This is a genomic window from Myxococcales bacterium, from assembly GCA_022563535.1.
GTDB lineage: Bacteria > Myxococcota_A > UBA9160 > UBA9160 > UBA4427 > DUBZ01.
The window spans coordinates 23,667-41,567 of record JADFNE010000012.1 but is presented as its reverse complement, the minus strand read 5'-3'; the positions used below and the strand labels follow the sequence as shown (position 1 = coordinate 41,567).

The 17,901-nt window shown below is 60.4% G+C and carries 15 protein-coding genes; 6 read left to right on the top strand and 9 right to left on the bottom strand.

From position 1 onward, the window contains the following. Window positions 1–15: 15 nt before the first annotated feature. Window positions 16–960 (bottom strand): hypothetical protein, encoded by a 945-nt coding sequence (locus IH881_05855; protein ID MCH7867203.1) that lies wholly within the window; start codon window positions 958–960, stop codon window positions 16–18. After that, window positions 957–2,099: an acyltransferase gene (locus tag IH881_05850; protein MCH7867202.1), complete on the bottom strand. Its 1,143-nt coding sequence runs from the start codon at window positions 2,097–2,099 to the stop codon at window positions 957–959. Before IH881_05850 ends, IH881_05855 begins: the two co-directional genes overlap by 4 nt. Before the next feature lie 277 nt (window positions 2,100–2,376). Here IH881_05850 and IH881_05845 point away from each other — a divergent pair, with 277 nt between their 5' ends. After that, window positions 2,377–3,738, top strand: coding sequence for a phosphomannomutase (locus tag IH881_05845; protein MCH7867201.1), 1,362 nt, complete (start codon window positions 2,377–2,379; stop codon window positions 3,736–3,738). A 36-nt stretch (window positions 3,739–3,774) separates the two neighbouring features. Beyond that, complete coding sequence (locus IH881_05840; protein MCH7867200.1) at window positions 3,775–4,707, top strand: ribokinase; 933 nt, start codon at window positions 3,775–3,777, stop codon at window positions 4,705–4,707. A 54-nt stretch (window positions 4,708–4,761) separates the two neighbouring features. On the opposite strand, the gene IH881_05835 is transcribed toward IH881_05840, so the two are convergent. The 5 genes from IH881_05835 to IH881_05815 are packed head-to-tail and all read right to left on the bottom strand — an operon-like array spanning window position 4,762 to window position 9,690. Beyond that, a complete protein-coding gene (locus IH881_05835; GenBank protein ID MCH7867199.1) occupies window positions 4,762–6,057 on the bottom strand; it encodes a sulfatase in 1,296 nt (431 codons plus the stop codon). Continuing rightward, window positions 6,054–7,568 carry a hypothetical protein gene (locus IH881_05830; protein ID MCH7867198.1) on the bottom strand — a complete coding sequence of 505 codons (1,515 nt, stop codon included), beginning with the start codon at window positions 7,566–7,568 and terminating at the stop codon, window positions 6,054–6,056. Before IH881_05830 ends, IH881_05835 begins: the two co-directional genes overlap by 4 nt. Window positions 7,569–7,620: 52 nt before the next feature. Then, the gene (locus IH881_05825) at window positions 7,621–8,277 is read right to left on the bottom strand and encodes a TPM domain-containing protein (protein ID MCH7867197.1); all 657 of its coding nucleotides are present in this window, start codon (window positions 8,275–8,277) and stop codon (window positions 7,621–7,623) included. Continuing rightward, a complete protein-coding gene (locus tag IH881_05820) occupies window positions 8,277–9,071 on the bottom strand; it encodes a TPM domain-containing protein (GenBank protein ID MCH7867196.1) in 795 nt (264 codons plus the stop codon). The genes IH881_05825 and IH881_05820 overlap by 1 nt, the downstream gene beginning before the upstream one ends. A 1-nt stretch (window position 9,072) precedes the next feature. Further along, on the bottom strand, window positions 9,073–9,690 hold the full coding sequence (locus IH881_05815; protein MCH7867195.1) for a LemA family protein: 618 nt from the start codon (window positions 9,688–9,690) through the stop codon (window positions 9,073–9,075). Window positions 9,691–9,816: 126 nt separating this feature from the next. Here IH881_05815 and IH881_05810 point away from each other — a divergent pair, with 126 nt between their 5' ends. From IH881_05810 to IH881_05800, 3 genes are all read left to right on the top strand, one after another. Then, entirely contained in the window at window positions 9,817–11,229 is a 1,413-nt protein-coding gene (locus IH881_05810; protein ID MCH7867194.1) for an HD domain-containing protein, read from the top strand. 143 nt (window positions 11,230–11,372) lie between these two features. Further along, window positions 11,373–12,605, top strand: coding sequence for an acyl-CoA dehydrogenase family protein (locus IH881_05805; GenBank protein ID MCH7867193.1), 1,233 nt, complete (start codon window positions 11,373–11,375; stop codon window positions 12,603–12,605). 39 nt (window positions 12,606–12,644) lie between these two features. Beyond that, complete coding sequence (locus IH881_05800; protein ID MCH7867192.1) at window positions 12,645–13,784, top strand: acyl-CoA dehydrogenase family protein; 1,140 nt, start codon at window positions 12,645–12,647, stop codon at window positions 13,782–13,784. Window positions 13,785–13,808: 24 nt separating this feature from the next. On the opposite strand, the gene IH881_05795 is transcribed toward IH881_05800, so the two are convergent. Further along, window positions 13,809–16,052, bottom strand: coding sequence for a tetratricopeptide repeat protein (locus IH881_05795; protein ID MCH7867191.1), 2,244 nt, complete (start codon window positions 16,050–16,052; stop codon window positions 13,809–13,811). Beyond that, on the bottom strand, window positions 16,049–16,543 hold the full coding sequence (locus IH881_05790) for a copper chaperone PCu(A)C (GenBank protein MCH7867190.1): 495 nt from the start codon (window positions 16,541–16,543) through the stop codon (window positions 16,049–16,051). Before IH881_05790 ends, IH881_05795 begins: the two co-directional genes overlap by 4 nt. Before the next feature lie 135 nt (window positions 16,544–16,678). Here IH881_05790 and IH881_05785 point away from each other — a divergent pair, with 135 nt between their 5' ends. Further along, entirely contained in the window at window positions 16,679–17,863 is a 1,185-nt protein-coding gene (locus tag IH881_05785) for a hypothetical protein (protein ID MCH7867189.1), read from the top strand. Window positions 17,864–17,901 lie beyond the last annotated feature (38 nt).

Sequence of the window (17,901 nt, the reverse complement as noted above, 5' to 3'; positions counted from 1 at the left end):
GCTCGAGGGGCGGGGTTAGAACGGGGGTCGCGCAAACAGGTAGATCGGTTGATGGGATTTTTCGCTGACCGTGACGTAGCCCGATCCATCGAGCCTCCAGGCAATCGCCTCTCCTTGTGGTTCGCGGCGCTGTCGCGCCATGCACGGTGTCTGCGAGATCGCCTGGGCGATCGATTGTCCGGCTTTGCGCTGCCACAAGTACACCAGCGCGTACGTTCTCAGCAGTATCTGGTTCCGGCCAACCGAAATATCTCCTCCGGTCACGATCTCGCTTGCCGGTAGTAGTGGGGAGCCGAGCCGCAGCGAAGCCACCTCTTCGAGCATCACGAGTTCATCGGGGCGATGGGGTGCCGCGTAGCGAAATACCGTTGCGGGCTTCCTCCTTTCCTTGGTCACGATGTAGAGATCTGCAGTCTGGGGGTCGATCAGCAGCGCTTCGGCGTTGTGCGCGACTCCGTCCGGATACTGCATGCGGAGTGCGACGACTCCGGGCAGGACGATCTGGGTGCCCGCCCGGCCGCTAAAAATCTCAGGTTCGGGCACGCGGTAGACCACGACCCACTTTCTCCGATGATCGTTGTCGCCCATATCCGCGACATAGATGAAGGTCCCCGGCAATCCCTGCGCCGGTCCGACTGCGATGTCTTCCCAATCTAAGGCCACTGCGCCCTTCAGGTGGTAGGTGCCCAGATCTTTTCCGCGCTCGTCGATCGCAAAGATTCGCGCGCTATCTCCAGAATCGTTGTGCAGGTAGTAGACCCCGGGATTGCGATGGCTCGCGGCAATTCCCGAGGCTTCTCTGATTTGATTCGAGGCGATGCGGCCCTGTTCTACTCCAGCGAGAAACGTCGGGCATCCCGGGGTTCCGACCGGGTTGCCGAGGGTTTCGCACGCAGGGACCATCGACATCGCGAAGGACAATGCGAAGACCAATGCAAATAAACACCGAAGTGAGCTCATGAATTGCCCTCTGACCCTGAACGCCCGAGGCTCTCGAGCTTTGCACTCACCCAGTAACCGGCGCGGATCGAAGGTTCCTCGACTCCGTAGTAGAACAGCGGCGCGATCGCGTAGGTGGCGACGAGACTGAGTACGACAAAGATCATGCCCTCGAACAGGTTTAGCTGATGATCGACATAGTGGCTAAGCAGGATGATGATCGGCGCGTGAATGAGATAGACGCTGAACGAAATGCGACCAATCCAGCCGAGGATCGGGAGCGACAAGAGGCGCCGCACTCCGGGCATGTGCACGACGCACATTACGGTCACCGCGGCCCCGCAGCAGTACAGGACCAGCGCGCGCACCGGGATGTGGGTGTCGATCATGAAGTAGACCGGGCTGGTGAGCAATCCGATCCCCGTGAGCAGAAACAAGCCGCGGGCGGCGGCGGGGATGCGCGCAAACAACCGGGACAGCTGATCTCGTTCGCAATAGATCGCAATCCCAAAGCTGAAGTCCAGAAAGAAGCGCATGTAGTCGAGGCTCGTCTCCTCTTCGATCGTGAGCATCGGCAGCGAGACTGCGACGAGCAACAGCCAGTGTGTCCGTGTCGCGACGAGCATCAACATGGGCAGCAGAATCGAGAACACGGCTTCCACTTGAAGTGTCCAACCGACGGGCAACTGGACGAATGCACGACCGGGAAACATCAGCGCGTGCTGCAGGGCGCGAGGCGAGATGTGAACCCGACGCATGTCGATCATGGTTTGACTCAGAGCATCGATGGGAGCGCTACGCTCGTACACCCAACCGCTCAGCATCCACGAGAGCAGCAGCCCGATCACGTAGGGCGGATGAATTCGCAACACCCTGCGAAGGTAGAACCTCGCCAGGCCGAGAATGTTCTGGGCTCGCCGCGCGGAGCCCGCGAGACAAAAGCCACTCAAGACAAAGAAGATATGCACGCCGCCGCCGCCGTTCGCGAGCAGTGCGATCGGGCTGTGGTGCAGGGCGAGTATCGCATCGAGGGGCTTTGCCAGTGCGCTCACGGCATGCGTAATCACTACCATCGAAGCTGCGATTCCGCGCAAGCCGTCCAGCGCGAGCACGCGCGTCTCGGATTTTGTGGATTCCGATTCAACGGGAGACGACGACATGGATTAGGTGTGATCCGGCGACACTGGATTCTCACTGGTAGTAAGCGGTGACATTCTACCCGAGAGAAGGAGCGAACAACTTGATATTCGCAAGAGTCTGTAGATTTGCACCTGTCGAATTCACGGCCGGATCTCGCCGCGAGTGATCTTCACCGTTGCCGAATGGCTGCCGATACGACGACTACGGCTACTACGACTGCGGGCCGATACGGCGCTTACTCGAAATTCCACAATACGAGCGGTAGACTCACCGCCCATCCCGAGGAACGGACGTTTCATGTCAAACAAGATCAACTGTTTCAAGGCCTACGATGTTCGCGGTCGGATCCCCGATGAACTCAACGAAGACATCGCCTACCGGATCGGTCGCGCCTACGCGAGTTTTGTTTCGCCCACAAGGGTCGTGGTGGGGCACGACATCCGGCTCACCAGCGAATCCATCAGCGACGCACTGGTCAAGGGACTGCGAGACAGTGGTGTAGACATCCTGCATATCGGAACCTGCGGGACCGAGGAGGTCTATTTCGCAACCTTTCATTACGGCGTGGACGGTGGAATTGTCGTCACCGCAAGCCACAATCCCAAGGACTACAACGGCATGAAGTTCGTCCGTGAGGACTCGCGGCCGATCAGTGGCGACACGGGGTTGTTCGAGATTCAAAGATTGGCGGAGGAGAATCAATTCGAGCTGGCGGAAACTCCGGGGAGTCTCGAGCCACTCGATCATCGCAGCGCTTACATCGAGCACCTGCTGACCTATTTCGACGCGAGTCAGTGCAGCCCCCTCAAGATTGTTGTGAACGCTGGCAACGGGGGTGCGGGGTCGGTGATCGACGCACTCGAGGGATCGCTCCCGTACGAGTTCATCAAAGTTCATCACGAGCCCGACGGCAACTTTCCAAACGGGGTGCCGAACCCGCTGGTTCCAGAGAACCGACCACCGACGATCGACAAGATCAAAGAGACCGGCGCGGACCTCGGAATTGCCTGGGATGGAGACTTTGATCGCTGCTTCTTTTTCGATGAGGAGGGAAACTTCATCGAGGGGTATTACATCGTGGGACTGCTGGCTTCCGCATTTCTCGACAAGCGACCCGGTCAAAAGGTGGTCCACGATCCTCGCCTCACCTGGAACACCATTGAAATCGTCACGGAACGCAAGGGCACTGCAGTCTTGAGCAAGACCGGACACGCGTTCATCAAAGAGCGCATGCGAGCAGAAGACGCGGTGTACGGCGGTGAAATGAGTGCTCACCACTACTTTCGCGATTTCTCCTATTGCGACTCAGGAATGATTCCCTGGTTGTTGGTGAGCGAACTGATGTCGATCCGCGGACAAAAGTTGTCCGAACTGGTGGCCGAGCGAATGGAAAAGTTTCCCGTGAGCGGTGAGATCAATCGACGCCTCGAGGACCCGGTTGTGATGATTGCCCGGGTGAAGAGCGCATTTGAAGGCGATGCAATCAGTGTCGATCTCACCGATGGCCTCACCCTGGAGTTCGACGAGTGGCGCTTCAACGTGCGATCTTCCAACACCGAACCGGTCGTGAGATTGAACGTCGAGTCCAAAGCCAATCGCGATCTGATGGCGGAAAAGACCAAGGCGATCTTGGACATACTGGGCGGCGAACCCGCGTAGATCCAGCGATCACAACCGTGCGTCGAGGCCTCTGCGGTGAACGAGATTGTGGTCGTAGGCAGCATCAACGTCGACATCGCCCTGCGAGCCGCAAAGATTCCCAGCCCAGGCGAAACCGTTCGCGCCAGCGAAGTACTGCTCGGACCCGGGGGCAAGGGTCTCAACCAGGCGATCGCCGCTGCGCGACTTGGCGCCGGGGTCGTGATGGTTGGCCGGGTCGGTGAAGATCGCCTCGCGGACGTGCCGCGCACGGCGCTCAGCGAAGCCGGCGTGGACACCACTCACGTAGAGCCCTGCCGCGAACGCGCGACCGGGACAGCAGTCATTGTGATCGAGGAAGCCGGTGGCCAGAATGCGATCACGGTGGCGGGTGGAGCGAACGGTTTGCTGTCCCCCGCACAGATCACCGCCGCCGCCCCAGCATTTCGCACAGCATCGGTTCTGCTCGTGCAACTCGAAGCGCCCCCAGAGACGGTGTTGGCCGCGCTCCATCTGGCCCGGGAGCACGGACTCACTCGAATTCTCGATCCGGCACCCTATCGCCCGCTCTCCGACGAACTTCTCGCCGAGGTAGACGTTTTGACGCCGAACGAAAACGAGGCGTCGCAGCTCACGGAGATGGAAGTTTGCGATGTCGCCAGCGCCATCTGCGCGGGAGAACTGCTCCGGTCGCGGGTGGGCGGCGACATTGTCATCACCCTGGCCCAGATGGGTTGTGTCTGGATCAGCGCAAGTGACATCGTCCATCTCGAAGCGCCCCGGGTCGCATCGATCGACACCACGGGGGCGGGGGATGCCTTCAATGGCGCACTCGCATTTGGCCTTTCGTTGGGGGAGCCGATGAAGCTCGCGCTCGAGCGAGCGGTTGCGGCGGGATCCGTTTCGACGCTGCGCGCCGGCGCAGCGACGAGCATGCCGACTCTGGACGACCTCGCACCATACTTCGCGAGAGATGCCGTCCGATCGTGAGGGGCAGTTGCTGGGGAGCGATTTGGGCAGGCTCGGCAAGACCGGCCGCCGCGCTCAGTCCCCTGTGGCTCGATGCGCCCTGGCGTACTGCGGTCGCTCTGCGCAAATCTCACGCCAGCGTTCTAGCTTGTTCAGGTAGACCCTGGCCCGTTGACTCTCCGTTTTGGAGAGATCGTGTTTCTCGTCCGGATCGAGCTCTAAATTGAAGAGCTGAATCTCGTCCTCGCCGCGATGGATCAACTTGTAGCTGCCCAGTCTGATCGATTGACTCTTGCCGGCGAGGTCACCGCAGACCAGCACATCTTTGCCGTTCCATTCACCGACCAGGAACTCGGTCAGGTCTCGGGTTGCGATTCCGATGGTGTCGTGATGAAAGCCAAACTCGTCGGGCTCTCGGATTCGCGCGAGCATCATGATGGTGGATCCGATGTCCATCAGGCGCGCAGGTTGCACAATGATCTTGCCGGCGTCGACCAGGCGGGGAAATCGCACGATCAAAGGAACTCGGACGCTTTCGCCGTGAAGCGTGTTGCCGTGGCCGGTGTTGCCCCGTTCGAGAAACTCTTCGCCGTGGCTGGAAGTCACGATGACCACGGTCTCGTGAGCGAGTTCGAGTCCTTCCAGTTTCTGCAGCATGAGGTCGAGTTGGGAATCCGCGAACCGGATCTCGCGGTCGTAGAGATCCAAGGCGCGCTCGACATCGGCTACTTCGAGATGATTGGGACGAAACATTGCTGCGAATGACGCGGGGAGAACTTCGTCGTTGGCGATGAGCGGAATTTTGACGAACAAGAAAAAGGGATCGACCCGCCCCCCTCGATCCCACTCGGTCATCCAGGCAACGACCTCGCTTCCCACCTCACCCCCCGCGACGTAGGTGTAGCGATCAAAACCCTGGGAGAGTCCGCGGTCAGGGTCGGAGTTGGCGCCCGCGACGATGGCCGCGGTTGCGAAGCCATTTTTCTTCAGCACCTCTGTCAGCGTCAGGGCGTCGTCACTCAATGCCAAGTCGGCTCGGATGACCCCGTGCTGTTCGGGAGGCAAGGCGGTCAACAGCGTGACCAATGATGGCAGCGCCCACGAAGTAGGGGCCAAGGCAGTTTCGAAGCGCGCGCCTTCCCGGGCGAGGCGGTCGAGAGAGGGACTGGTATCGCGGGCATAGCCGTAACTCTTCAGGTGGTCGGCGCGCAGAGAGTCGATCACCACCAGCAGCACGTGGGTGGGAGGGGAGGGCCGGGTGGGCTCGATCGCGCGATCGCACGCGATTGCGAACACGACACTCAGGACCGCCGGCAGAACCGGATTGAACCAGGTTCGACGGGCACTTGGGATGATTGGGTCGAGCATCACTTCAACTCTATCTCCTGGCGCCTGTGCCACAACTCTACGCGTTTCGATTGATCGATCCAGATCGATTTGAAGCGAGTCTCGAGAATTGTGCGATCGGCGGGTTGCGCGTCGATCGCGACCAGGTCGGAGATCGGCAGCCGCCCCCAATCGGTCAACCAGGCCGAATTGATATCGACCTCGGGGAACTGTGCTTCAGCCTGCTCGCTGAATCGAATCGGAAAAAAGGCTACGCGTGGTTGATAGTTGGTGATGAGTGTTCCGCGCTTCTGAACGAACAGGCTTGCGACATGGCGCAGGGGCTGAATCATCGCACTGCTCTTGGGTGTGCGGTCGAAAATGGCGCCCGCCAAGGTGCCAGACACCTGGTGCACTGCTGCGGCTTGTTCAACCTCCGCAACCACTCGTGCGCTCGGTGCGGCGCTGAAGGCGGTCGACCCGATCGAGATTACCGCCAGCGCCGCCGGGATCCAGTCCCGGGCAATACGTCCGCCCAACGCCGGCCCGGTACCGAGAACCGGAAGCATGAGCAAGGGGATCCACCAGGCGAAGCGTCCCGTGAGATAGCCTCCGCCGCCCATGACGTCGGGCACAAGGAGGTGAAGCGCAGCCAGGAACGCTCCGGAGGTCATGGCAAACCGCATCGCGTGATCGCGACGTCGCGGCTCGCTGCCGGGTAGACAGAGCAAGACCCAGCCGAGTGTGACCAGCAGACAGGTCGACAGCTGAGTTGAAAACGTGAGCGTGCCGAACGTGATGAGAAACAACAGGATGTACTCTGGAGCACGCCACTCCGGGTTGGCGCTTTCGCCGCCACTCGCGATCACCATCCACACGAGCGCGAGCAGTGGCAAGGCCGAGATCGCCGCGCGCAGCAATCGTTTGCCGATGGGTGCATCCCGACTTGTCAGTTGAATGATCGCGAGCAGCCCCGCAAATAGTGCCGCCGGAACTGCATGGAAGAAAAGTACCAGGGCTCCGGCGCCCAGGTTCGACAGCGCGACCCGGTGAATGGCTCCATCGCGCAGCTTCCAGGCCAGACAGATTGCGAGTAGCGTCACGTCCGCAGCGAGTTGATAGCCATAGAACCCCATGAACAGGGACCAGGGCAGGGAATATGCGAGGGCCACCCAAGCCGCGGGATAGACCCGGCGGTCGCATTGTGCGAGCCATAGGGTCGCGAACAGCGACAGCAACAGGATGTGGAGCGTGAGCACGATGCGCTCTACGGCCCACAGGGGCACGACCTTCGCCAGAGGAAGTCCGAGAGCGATGAAGCCGAAGTTGGTGACGGTATCGAAATCGAGACGGTGAAACGTTGCGCGCAACGGCGCGTCACCCAGCAGATCGCCAATCAGTGCGAGATTGTAGAGATGGCTCGGCCCGTCCTGGGTTGGAATGGCGGGGGCGGACCAAAGCAGCAGGACCAGGCCGGCGACAGTCGCCCAATACAGCTTCGCGAGTCGTGAATCCGAATCGCCGCCTGAGATCGCTTGAAGCGTTTGGGCCGACATCGCAGCAAGAATAGCGGCAACAAGGGAAGGGCGGCTGAAGATTATTCCTTGGCTATTCCTTAACCACGAGATGGTCGCGCAGTTCGTTTGCGTCGTCGGCGGCGATTGGAAAGTGGGGCGCGAGCAACGCGCCACACCGCTCGATCGCCGCACACATGCCGCCGGCGAGATCGCCACCCTTGACTCCGTCGATCATGAGATCCACGACCTCTTGCCAGATGGTCGCGTCGAGTTTTTCGGAGATGCCGTGGTCGGCCAGAACCACGGCGCGATGTTCCATCAGCGAGACCATCAGCAGGACTCCCGTGCGAGCGTCGGTTTGGCTCATCCCCAGTTCGTAGAACTCGATCTGTGCCCGCAGGTCTACCTGGCGCATCTGATCCGGGCGCGGAGTGAGCAGGCGGTCGACCGCGTCCAAGCGCGACAGTCCATAACCCAACGCTGCAGCGGCCAACAAGAGCACGACAATCCAGATCGGTTCGCTGCCTCGCCATTCGCTGAGCCATGCCGGCAGGTCGAGCATGAAGGCCGAAAGCATCAGCAGGGACATCGCGAGCATGGGAACGTGCCCGACCGTCGAAGATCTGCGGACCAACAGCGGAACGATTTCTCCGGAGGTCTGCGACTCGGCCCTGGCGATCGCCTCTTCGATGCGGTCGTGTCCATTTTTGCCCAAAGTCCTGGTTGCCCAATCGGGAAGTTTTTCCATCACCATCCCCCTGAGGCGCCACCGCCACTGAAGCCGCCGCCACCGCCAGAAAATCCACCGCCAAAACCGCCTCCACCACCGAAGCCCCCACCGCCCCAGTAGCCAGTTCTGCGGTAGCCGTAGCCCATGCCTCCGAACATTCCCATCCGAAGCAGTGCGATGGGTATGCCGAGCAACAAGACCATCAGGTTGGCGAGTGGACTGTTCCGGGTTCGGCGTCCGCGGGTATTCGAATGCCGTTGGACGCCCTGGAGATGGGTGACCAGGTCGATGTCGGGATTGGTTCGCTTCGCGATCTGGATGACGCCCACCATCACGCCGGAATCGATGTCTCCAGTTCGCAACAGCGGTGTAATGGCTTCGTCGATGATGCGTTTGGCGTATGCGTCGGGCAGCGCGCCTTCGAGTCCCTGTCCCACCTCGATTCGCACCTTGCGTTCGTCTCGGGCAATTATCAGCAGGACCCCGTTGTCCCCGGTCTCACTTCCGAGCTGCCATTGATCCGTTACCTGAATAGAAGCTTGTTCGATGGTGAGTCCCTCGAGTGTCGGGACCGTCAGTATGGCGAGTTGTGTCCCGCCCTGACGCTGCAGTGCCTGCAGTGCGCTTTCGAGTTGCATCTTGGTCGAGCGCGAAAGCATCCCCGCCGTGTCCATGACGGGAGAGGTGAGGGCGGGGATCTTGAACTCGTCGGCGGTGGCACGGGTCGGAGAGAGTCCGACTGCGAATGCGACGATGACCGTAACCAGGGCGATTACGAACCAGCAGCGGACTCCTTCTCTTGCAGACCGCATGCTAGAAGGCGACCTCGGGTACTTGCTCCACCGCCTTCTGCTCGTCGGCATCGAGAGACCATTGGGGTCGCTTCTCGTGATGGTAGAAAAAACTGTTGGTCAAGCTGCTGGGAGGGACAGTCACGAGATCATTGAATCGCCGAATCGCTTCGATGTGCCGCTGACGCGCGATGGTGATGCGATTTTCCGTTCCTTCGAGTTGGGCCTGGAGTTCGCGGAAATTGCGGTCCGCCTTGAGATCCGGATAACGCTCTGCGACGACCATGAGTCGACCGAGCGCCTGGGAGAGCCCCCCTTGGGCAGCCTGAAATTTCTGGATCTGTTCCGGACTGGCATTCGAAGGGTCGATCGTCACGCTCGTCGCCTTGGCCCGGGCTTCGACCACGGCCGTGAGTGTCTCTTGTTCGTGGGACGCGTAGCCCTTGACCGTGCTCACGAGGTTTGGGATCAGGTCCGCTCGGCGCTTGTATTGGTTGGTGACCTCCGCCACGGTGGCATCGAGGGCGTTCAGCGCCTTGGGGATCGATTGGATTCCACAGCCGCTAAGTGACATTGCGAGCAGCAACACCGCCACGATCCCCGATGTCCTTGAAAAACGATTGACCCTGAGACTGCGCATTCGAATCCTCCGGCTTGTTTGGGCACTGGCGGGGCTCATCCGCCTCGCATGTTTGGGCGCGGGATTCCTCTTGTCAAGCTCAGACTCGGGTGTGGGCGGCAGTTCGTGCTCGCTTGCTATGATTTCGTGTCGATAATGGACAATGATGCGACAATAGTGCTTTCGACCCTCGCCGCGACCCACAGTGGTCGCCGTCTGCTGGACATCGCAGCGGTGCTCCGGGAAGCCGGTGGGCGGGCAGTGCTGGTCGGGGGTGCTGTTCGCGACGGGTTGCTCGGGCTGCCGATCAAAGATCTCGACGTCGAAGTCTTTGACATCGAACTAGCGCCCTTGAAGCAGATACTCGCGGGTTTTGGCGAGGTCCTGTCGATTGGACAGTCGTTCGGCGTGCTGATCGTGAGCGGTCTCGCGATCGATTTTTCGCTGCCTCGCAAAGACAGCAAAGTGGCCCCGGGCCATCGCGGCTTCAAAATCGAAGTCGACCCACAGCTCTCCTTCGACGAAGCGTCCCGGCGACGAGACCTCACGATCAACAGCATGGGAATCGATCTCACGAGTCGCGAACTGCTCGATCCCCACGGAGGCCGCGCAGATCTAAAAGCCCGTGTGCTGCGCGCCACTGACCCCACGTGTTTTGGTGAGGATCCGCTGCGCGCGCTGCGAGTCGCGCAGATGGCTGCGCGGTTCCGCATGACGATCGATCCGGATCTCGTCGAAATCTGTGCGGCACTCGATCTGTCGGAGTTGCCGGGCGAACGACTCTACGAAGAGTTTAGAAAACTGCTGTTGAAGGGGCGCGAACCCTCTCGGGGCCTCGCGTTTTTGCGGGAGAGTCGATTGCTCCATCACTTCCCCGAACTCGAGGCCTTGATCGATGTTCCCCAGGATGCTGTCTGGCATCCCGAAGGAGATGTCTGGATCCACACCTTGATGGCGCTGGACCGTGCTGCGCAATTGCGCGAGGGGGAATCGAGTGAGGACGAAGCGTTGATGTTCGCCGTCTTGTGTCACGACTTTGGAAAGCCGGCCACGACCGTTGAAATTGATGGGCGCCTCCGTTCTCGCGGTCACGACCGATTGGGTGCAGAGCCCACGCGAGCCTTTCTCGAGGGACTGCGCGCGTCGGCAAAGCTCACAGAGATGGTCGTTGCCCTGGTAGAGCAACATCTGGCGCCAGCACTCTTGATCGAACAGCGCGCCACGCCCAAGGCCTATCGAAAGTTGGCGCGGAAGCTCGCGGCTGCCGGGGTATCGATGCGACTGCTCGAACGGGTGGCGCGGGCCGATCACATGGGTCGCACAACGGAGGATGCCGTGGCGGGTCGCTTCACGGCGGGCGACGCTTTCATCGAACAAGCCGATTCCCTGGCCGTGGACACCCGCGGGCCAAAGGACGTCGTACTCGGTCGCCACCTGATTGCCCGAGGCCACACTCCCTCTCCCGAGTTTGCCGAGATTCTCGACCGTTGCCGAGATGTGCAGGACGAAACAGGTCTCGCGGACCCGGAAGAAATTCTCGATCAAGTCCTGCGCAACTGAGCCGGCGACAAAAACCCTGAACATTCCTCGCCGCATCGCTTCGAATCCCGCCCAGATCGAGCTACGTTCATCGGCTGCGATCGACTGTGATAGACGGGGGCTTCGGGGCAAGCGCCCGCGCAAGCTCTAGCAGGGAGAACCGCATGACGACTGAAGCACTCGAATCCTTCCGACTGGAGTTGCGCCAATGGCTGGACGACAACTGTCCAGCCTCCATGCGCGTCCTCGCCGAAGGCGCGAAGCTCGCAACCCCTACGGCCGAAGAGCGCAAGCAATGGCTCGATGCCATGGCGAGCCGTGGCTTGACGACGCCCACCTGGCCGAAGGAATACGGAGGCGGAGGACTCGACAAAGACGAGTTCAGAGTGCTGGGTGAAGAACTGGGTCGCCTCGGTGCGTTTTCGCCCACGGTGAGTTTCTTCGGCACTGTGATGTTGGCCCCCATTCTGTTCGAATACGGCAACGAGGAACAGAAGCTCGATCATCTCCCCAAAATCACCAGCGGTGAGATCCACTGGTGCCAGGGATACAGTGAACCCGGGGCGGGCTCGGACCTCGCCGGGCTGCAGACTCGCGCAGTTCTCGACGGCGACCACTACATCATCAACGGCTCCAAGATCTGGACCACGCAGGCCAATATGGCCAACTGGATCTTTTGCCTGGTGCGCACCGACCCCGATGCGAAAAAACACGACGGCATCAGTTTCATCTTGTTTGATCTGAAGAGTCCGGGGGTCACGATTTCTACCATCGAACTGATCAGCGGAAAGTCTGAATTCTGCCAAGTCTTTTTCAAAGATGTGCGCGCCGAGGCCAAGAATCTCGTCGGTCCGTTGAACGGCGGCTGGACCATCGCAAAGCGCCTGCTCGAACACGAACGCAAGATGCTCTCGGGCGGGATGGCTGGCGCCGGGGCTGCGGCTCCCGTCGTCAAGAAGAAGAAGGCCACGAAAAAGCCCAAACCTGCTGCCGTGACGAGTTTGCTCGCCGAAGGTGCTCGGTCCTATCTCGGAAGTGAAGGCAAGCGGCTCGCCGACCCCATCTTGCGCGACAAGATCGCGCAGTTCGAACTCGACACCCTGTGTTTCGGTTTGAGCTTGCAGCGAAGCGGCGAGGAGAGCAAGGCGGGGCGGAGTCCCGGTGCTGCGTCATCCATGTTCAAGCTATACGCGAGCGAAATGAACAAGCGCCGGCTCGAAATTCAGATGTCGGTGATGGGCGCCCACGGGCTCGGTTGGAGCGGCGACGGGTTCACGTCACAAGAGATCGGTGAAACTCGAGGTTGGCTGCGCTCCAAGGGGAACTCGATCGAAGGTGGAACCTCGGAAATTCAGCTCAACGTCATCGCGAAACGTGTCCTCGGACTACCGGATTAGCGTCGAAGCGGCAGAAGAAGAGTAAAGGAAGAAACAACGATGGCCTTAGTTTTGACCGAGGAACAAGAGCTCCTCAAGCAGAGCGCGTCAGAATTCTTGAACGACAAGTCTCCCGTGACTCACCTGCGCGAAATGCGCGACACGGAAGACGCCGTCGGGTTCTCCCGCGCATTGTGGCGAGAGATGGCGGAACTCGGATGGCCGGGAATCATCTTTTCCGAAGAGTACGGCGGCGCAGAAATGGGTTACGCGGAACTCGGAATCCTGCTCGAAGAATCGGGACGCAGATTGTCTCCCTATCCGTTGTTGTCCACTGTCGTGCTCGGCGGTGGCGCGCTGATGGAGGGGGGTAGCGAAGAACAGCGTGCGAAGGTGTTGCCCGGAGTGTGTCGCGGCGAAACGCTTCTCGCCCTGGCGTTCCAGGAGAGCGGCCGTTTCGATCCCTACTTCACCGAGTGTACTGCGAGCGCTTCGGGTTCGGGCTACTCCATCAGCGGCGACAAGATTTTCGTGCTCGACGGGCACGTAGCCGACCAGTTGATCGTTGTCGCTCGGACAGCGGGCGAAGTGAATGACCGCGATGGCTTGACTCTGTTCCTGGTGGCTTCCGACTTCGAGGGAGTGTCGATCTCCCGCACCGTGATGGTGGACAGTCGCAATGCGGCGAATATTTCCTTTCGCAATTTGCAAGTGGAAGCCGCCCAGGTTCTTGGCAAGGTCGATGCGGGTGCCGACATCCTCGACGTGGTGTTCGATCGCGCTGCGGCGGTGCTCTGCGCAGAGATGCTGGGCATCAGTTGCGAGGTGTTCGAGCGCACCATCGAACACCTGAAGACGCGACAACAGTTTGGTGTTCCGATCGGCAGCTTTCAGGGACTGAAGCACCGAGCTGCGGAGATGTTTTGCGAGATCGAACTCTCGAAATCGGTCGTGCTCGATGCCTTGCGCGCGATCGACGAGGGTCGCCCGGACGTTTCACGCGTCGTCAGTGCCGCAAAGGCGAGGGTGTCAGATACCGTTGGCCTGGTGACTCGAGAGGGAATCCAAATGCACGGTGGTATCGGCATGACGGACGAGGAAGAGGTGGGGCTGTTCTTGAAGCGCGCGAAGGCGGCGGAGTTGATGTTTGGGGACGCTTCGTTCCACCGCAATCGCTTTGCCAGTCTGCTTGGGTTTTAGCCTGGGTCAGTTGATTTCGAATCTCTAATTCTGGCTTTCGAGAATGACGAGAAACGCCTGCAGGTCGCGATCGCCCGGGTGCTCGGCAGTGGCCTTGCGCAGGACTCTGCGGGCCTGGTCGATTTTGCCGGCGGTGTGGAGGGCGCTCGCGTAGACGTAGGGGTAGCGTGGGTTTTCTGGCCGATGGGTCGCGGCGGCTTCGAGTTCGACCAGTGCTTCGTCGAGTCGCTTCATGCGAACCAGTGACAAGCCCAGGGCATGTCGGACATCGGCGTTATTCGGATCAATTTTCAGCGCCGCGCGAAGTATTTCTTCGCTCTCTTTCTCCGCGCCGCGAATGCGGTGCAAGTCTGCAAGGTTTACATAGGCCGGAATGAAACTGGGTTCGCGAGTTAGCGCGAGTTCATATTCCGCTTGCGCGAGATCGAGTTGGCCCTGGCCGAGCGCGACTTCGCCGAGTCTCATGTGCGAATCGGCGCGGTCGGCATCGAGTTCTTGCGCACGCCGATATGAAGCCAGGGCGGCGTCGCGTCGCTGTGAAGTCTTCGGATCGAGTTGCGAGGCAGGAACTGGCGCGAGCACTCGAGCGGCTTCGTGACGCACGGAACGCACTGGGTCAACCAAGCGTTCTGAGACCAGGGCGCTACGCATGTCGAGTGGAAACTGATCGAGCGCGGCGACGGCCGCAGTCCGCACGAGTGGATCGTCGTCCTTCACGGCTTCAGAAAACATGGACAAGCTGCGCGGGCTCATGAAGCGCGGGAGCAGTGCGATTGCGGTTGCTCGTGCGATCGCCGGGACCTTGTCGTTTGCCAGTATCGCAACCAGCCTCGCTTCGGCGTCGACCGAACTGGTTTGCGCGGCGCGGATCGCACTTCCCCAATGAGGTTCCATGCGTCGTGATTCCCCGTACCAGGCGTTGATCTTGTTGGCCGCCCAGGTACTCGTCATGCTGGAGTGGCAACCATTGCAAGCGTTCGGACTGCCCAGAGGTTCGGAGAGATCGGGGCGGGGAACGCGCAGACTGTGATCGCGGCGATCGTCTATCTCCATATACGTGCGGCTGGGCATGTGGCATGCAACGCATTGGGCACCGGCAGAATTCAACTTGTGGTGGTGGTGCTGCGGCACGTCGAAGCGACCGGCTGGGTGACAACGCGAGCAGAGATCATTGCCCTCGGCCCGAAGCGTGCCGCTGTGAGGATTGTGGCAGTCGCTGCACGTGACCCCGGCGGCAAACATGGCGCTCTGAACAAACGATCCGTAGACGTAGACCTCTCCACGAATCTGACCGTCCGGGTAGTAGAGCGGTGGGTCGAGGGTCGCGACCCGGTGGCTGTCCTGGATTGGATGGCCGGGCACGATGCCCTCTGCAATCTTCGACCTTCTGGAATGACACCTCGCGCAGGTATCGACCTCGAGGCGTTCGACTCGGATCGGCGCGCGAACGGGCATTCCGCTGTTCTGATCAATCGACCAGTTCGCCTCTGCGACCGGTGGAAATTCGATCGTCAGACCGCTCTCGCCTTTCCGGTCTGCCTTCACGTCTGCCGCGGCGCTCGCCCTGGCCTTCAATTTGCGCGCTCGGTGGATTGAACCCGGGCCGTGGCAGGCTTCGCATGACACGTCGATCTCGGACCACAGGGTTTCGAACGTGTCGGTCTCGGCCCGATAGCCTTTGCGCAGGTTCGTGGAATGGCATTCGGCGCACATGTGGTTCCAGTTCTGGCTCGGCTGGGTCCAGTGCAATACGTCGCCGTGGGGAATGACTTCGTCTGGATAGATCGAATACCAACGCTGCCCCCCCGATTCCCTCTGCCGATCATCCCACGCCAGACTAAGGACCTGGAATCGACCGTCCGGAAACCCGATCAAGTACTGTTGCAGGGGCTCTACACCGAAGGTGTACGACACCTCGAAATCCGCCATGTTTCCCTCGGATCCTTCGGTGTGAACCATGAACTTGGGACCGCGCCTGAAGAACCGCGTCGTGATGCCCTGATGTGTATGACTGGCGTCGTTGAAATTGCCTTTGACGGTCGATTCGTTGGCGGGTTGCATCGCAAGATCGTGATGGGATCCCGTCCACTCGCGCGCCTCTTTCGGATGACATTGGGCACACGCCGCGCCACCCAGATGGGTCGGCAATTCTGCGCGACCAGGACTGGCCGCAATACTGGCAATCGCACTGGTGGCGACGACCACCAGCCAGGCCAGAAGCGAAGCGGGGCGGAAGCGACCGGCTGCGGGTCGATCGCTCTGGATCAAAACGATCTCGGGCGGATGGGGACGCGTACTCGCATTCGCTCGGCGTGTTCGAACACCAACTCGAGTTCGATTGCCCCGCCGCTTTCGAGTGGCTCGGCGAGCCCCATCAGCATGATGTGTTTGCCACCGCTTTCGAGCACGAGTTGGCCGGCCTTCGGAATCTCAAAGCCCTCTGGACGAGGCGTCATGCGCACGATGTCTCCAGCGGCGACCGTTTCGTGAAACTCCGCCTTTGCTGCTGCTGCGGTTTCGACGGCGATGAGTCGATCGCTTTGTTCCGTGTGGTTGACGATGTGGAGGTAGATCACGCCGACTGCCGCTCCAGCGCTCGGATGCGAAACGGCGCTGACAATTTCGAGAGTTAGTGTTCCGGTCGCGGCGCCTGTCGGGTGTGGGGTCGAATCGGCTGACAACCGGGGAGGAAGAATGAGGGCTGCAAGCGCGGCACTGAGCATGATTGCAGTGCGAGCGCGATTCAGCGGCGAATGCAAACCTCGTCTCCCAGATCGAGTGCTCAGCATGATGCGGCGCCCTCTCGAAGTCTAGCGAAACACCGCAGCTCTAGAGTCTCTGAGGATTCGGCGCAGGTCTGGTCAGGCTGTTAGTATTCTCGGCGGAGAGTGCGGATGAGCAACCGAGCGATCGACGCACGCATCGAGCGGGTGGCGCAGAGCACTGCGCGATTCGAGGCTACGGGTGACCTCCTCATCGTTCTCGGTGAATTTGAGGATGACGATGCCCGCCTCGTCCTCTACCTGAGTCCGGAGTGGGAGCGCGTGTTCGGCCAACCCGTCGCTTCTCTCGTCGGGGAACCTTTCGCTGCAATTCTCGAAGACGCACCGGTTCAAGTCGTATTCCGGGATTCGGGCGAAGAGCGCGCGAACCCGCAAGCAGACCCACTTCGCGATCATTCGATCCTGCTCCAGTACTCGGACGCTCGGACGGGTTCCAGAATTCTCGAGGGACAGGGTTTTTACGTCCTCGAGGACCCGGCTGACTGTCTGATGATCTTTCGTGATGCGACCGAATCGTGGAACGCGGTCGCGAGATGGATCGCCAATACGGACCCAGATCGCGAACAGAGGAACGTGAACAGCCAACGGCTCGTAGGCCTGGGCGCGCTGGCGGGAAAGTTTGCTCACGCGTTCAATAATTTCCTCACCCCGATTGTTGGCAATGCCAACCTGGCGCTGCTCGATCTACCCGCAAAGTCGCCGGTTCGCAAGCCGATCGAAAAGATTTGCGCGGCGGCCGATCGCGCGACTGCACTGACAGCGCAGATGCTCACGTTCGCGGGGCAGGGCGCGTCCAACGTGAATGCCGTCAATGTCTCGGTGGCTGTCGAGGAGATGACTCTGCTGCTCGAATCGATGTCATCGGGCGGGACCAAGATTGACTATGCGCTGAAAGGCGATTTGCCCTTCATCGAAGTAGATGATCGGCATATTGGCCAAATCGTTTTGAATCTGGTCGCGAACGCCTGCGAGAGTTTTCCCGAGAGCGGCGGACGGATCGAAATCCGCACCGGCTTGATCGAAGCCGACCAGGCCTATCTCGATGCGTGTCAGCTCAGCGATAACGTCGAGAAGGGGCAGTATGTCTATCTCGAGGTATGCGACAACGGCTCCGGTATCCCCCGAGAAGATCTCGGGCGCATCTTCGAACCCTACTTCACGACGCGAGCCAGTGGACGCGGTCTCGGTTTGACCGCGATCGACGGAATTGTTCACCGCTACCGGGGAGCGCTTGACCTCATGAGTCAAGTTGGCGAGGGCACGCGGGTACGCGTTCTCTTTCCCACGAATCGATAGCAGCCGCGACCGTGGCGGGAACCCCGTTGCCGGAATGG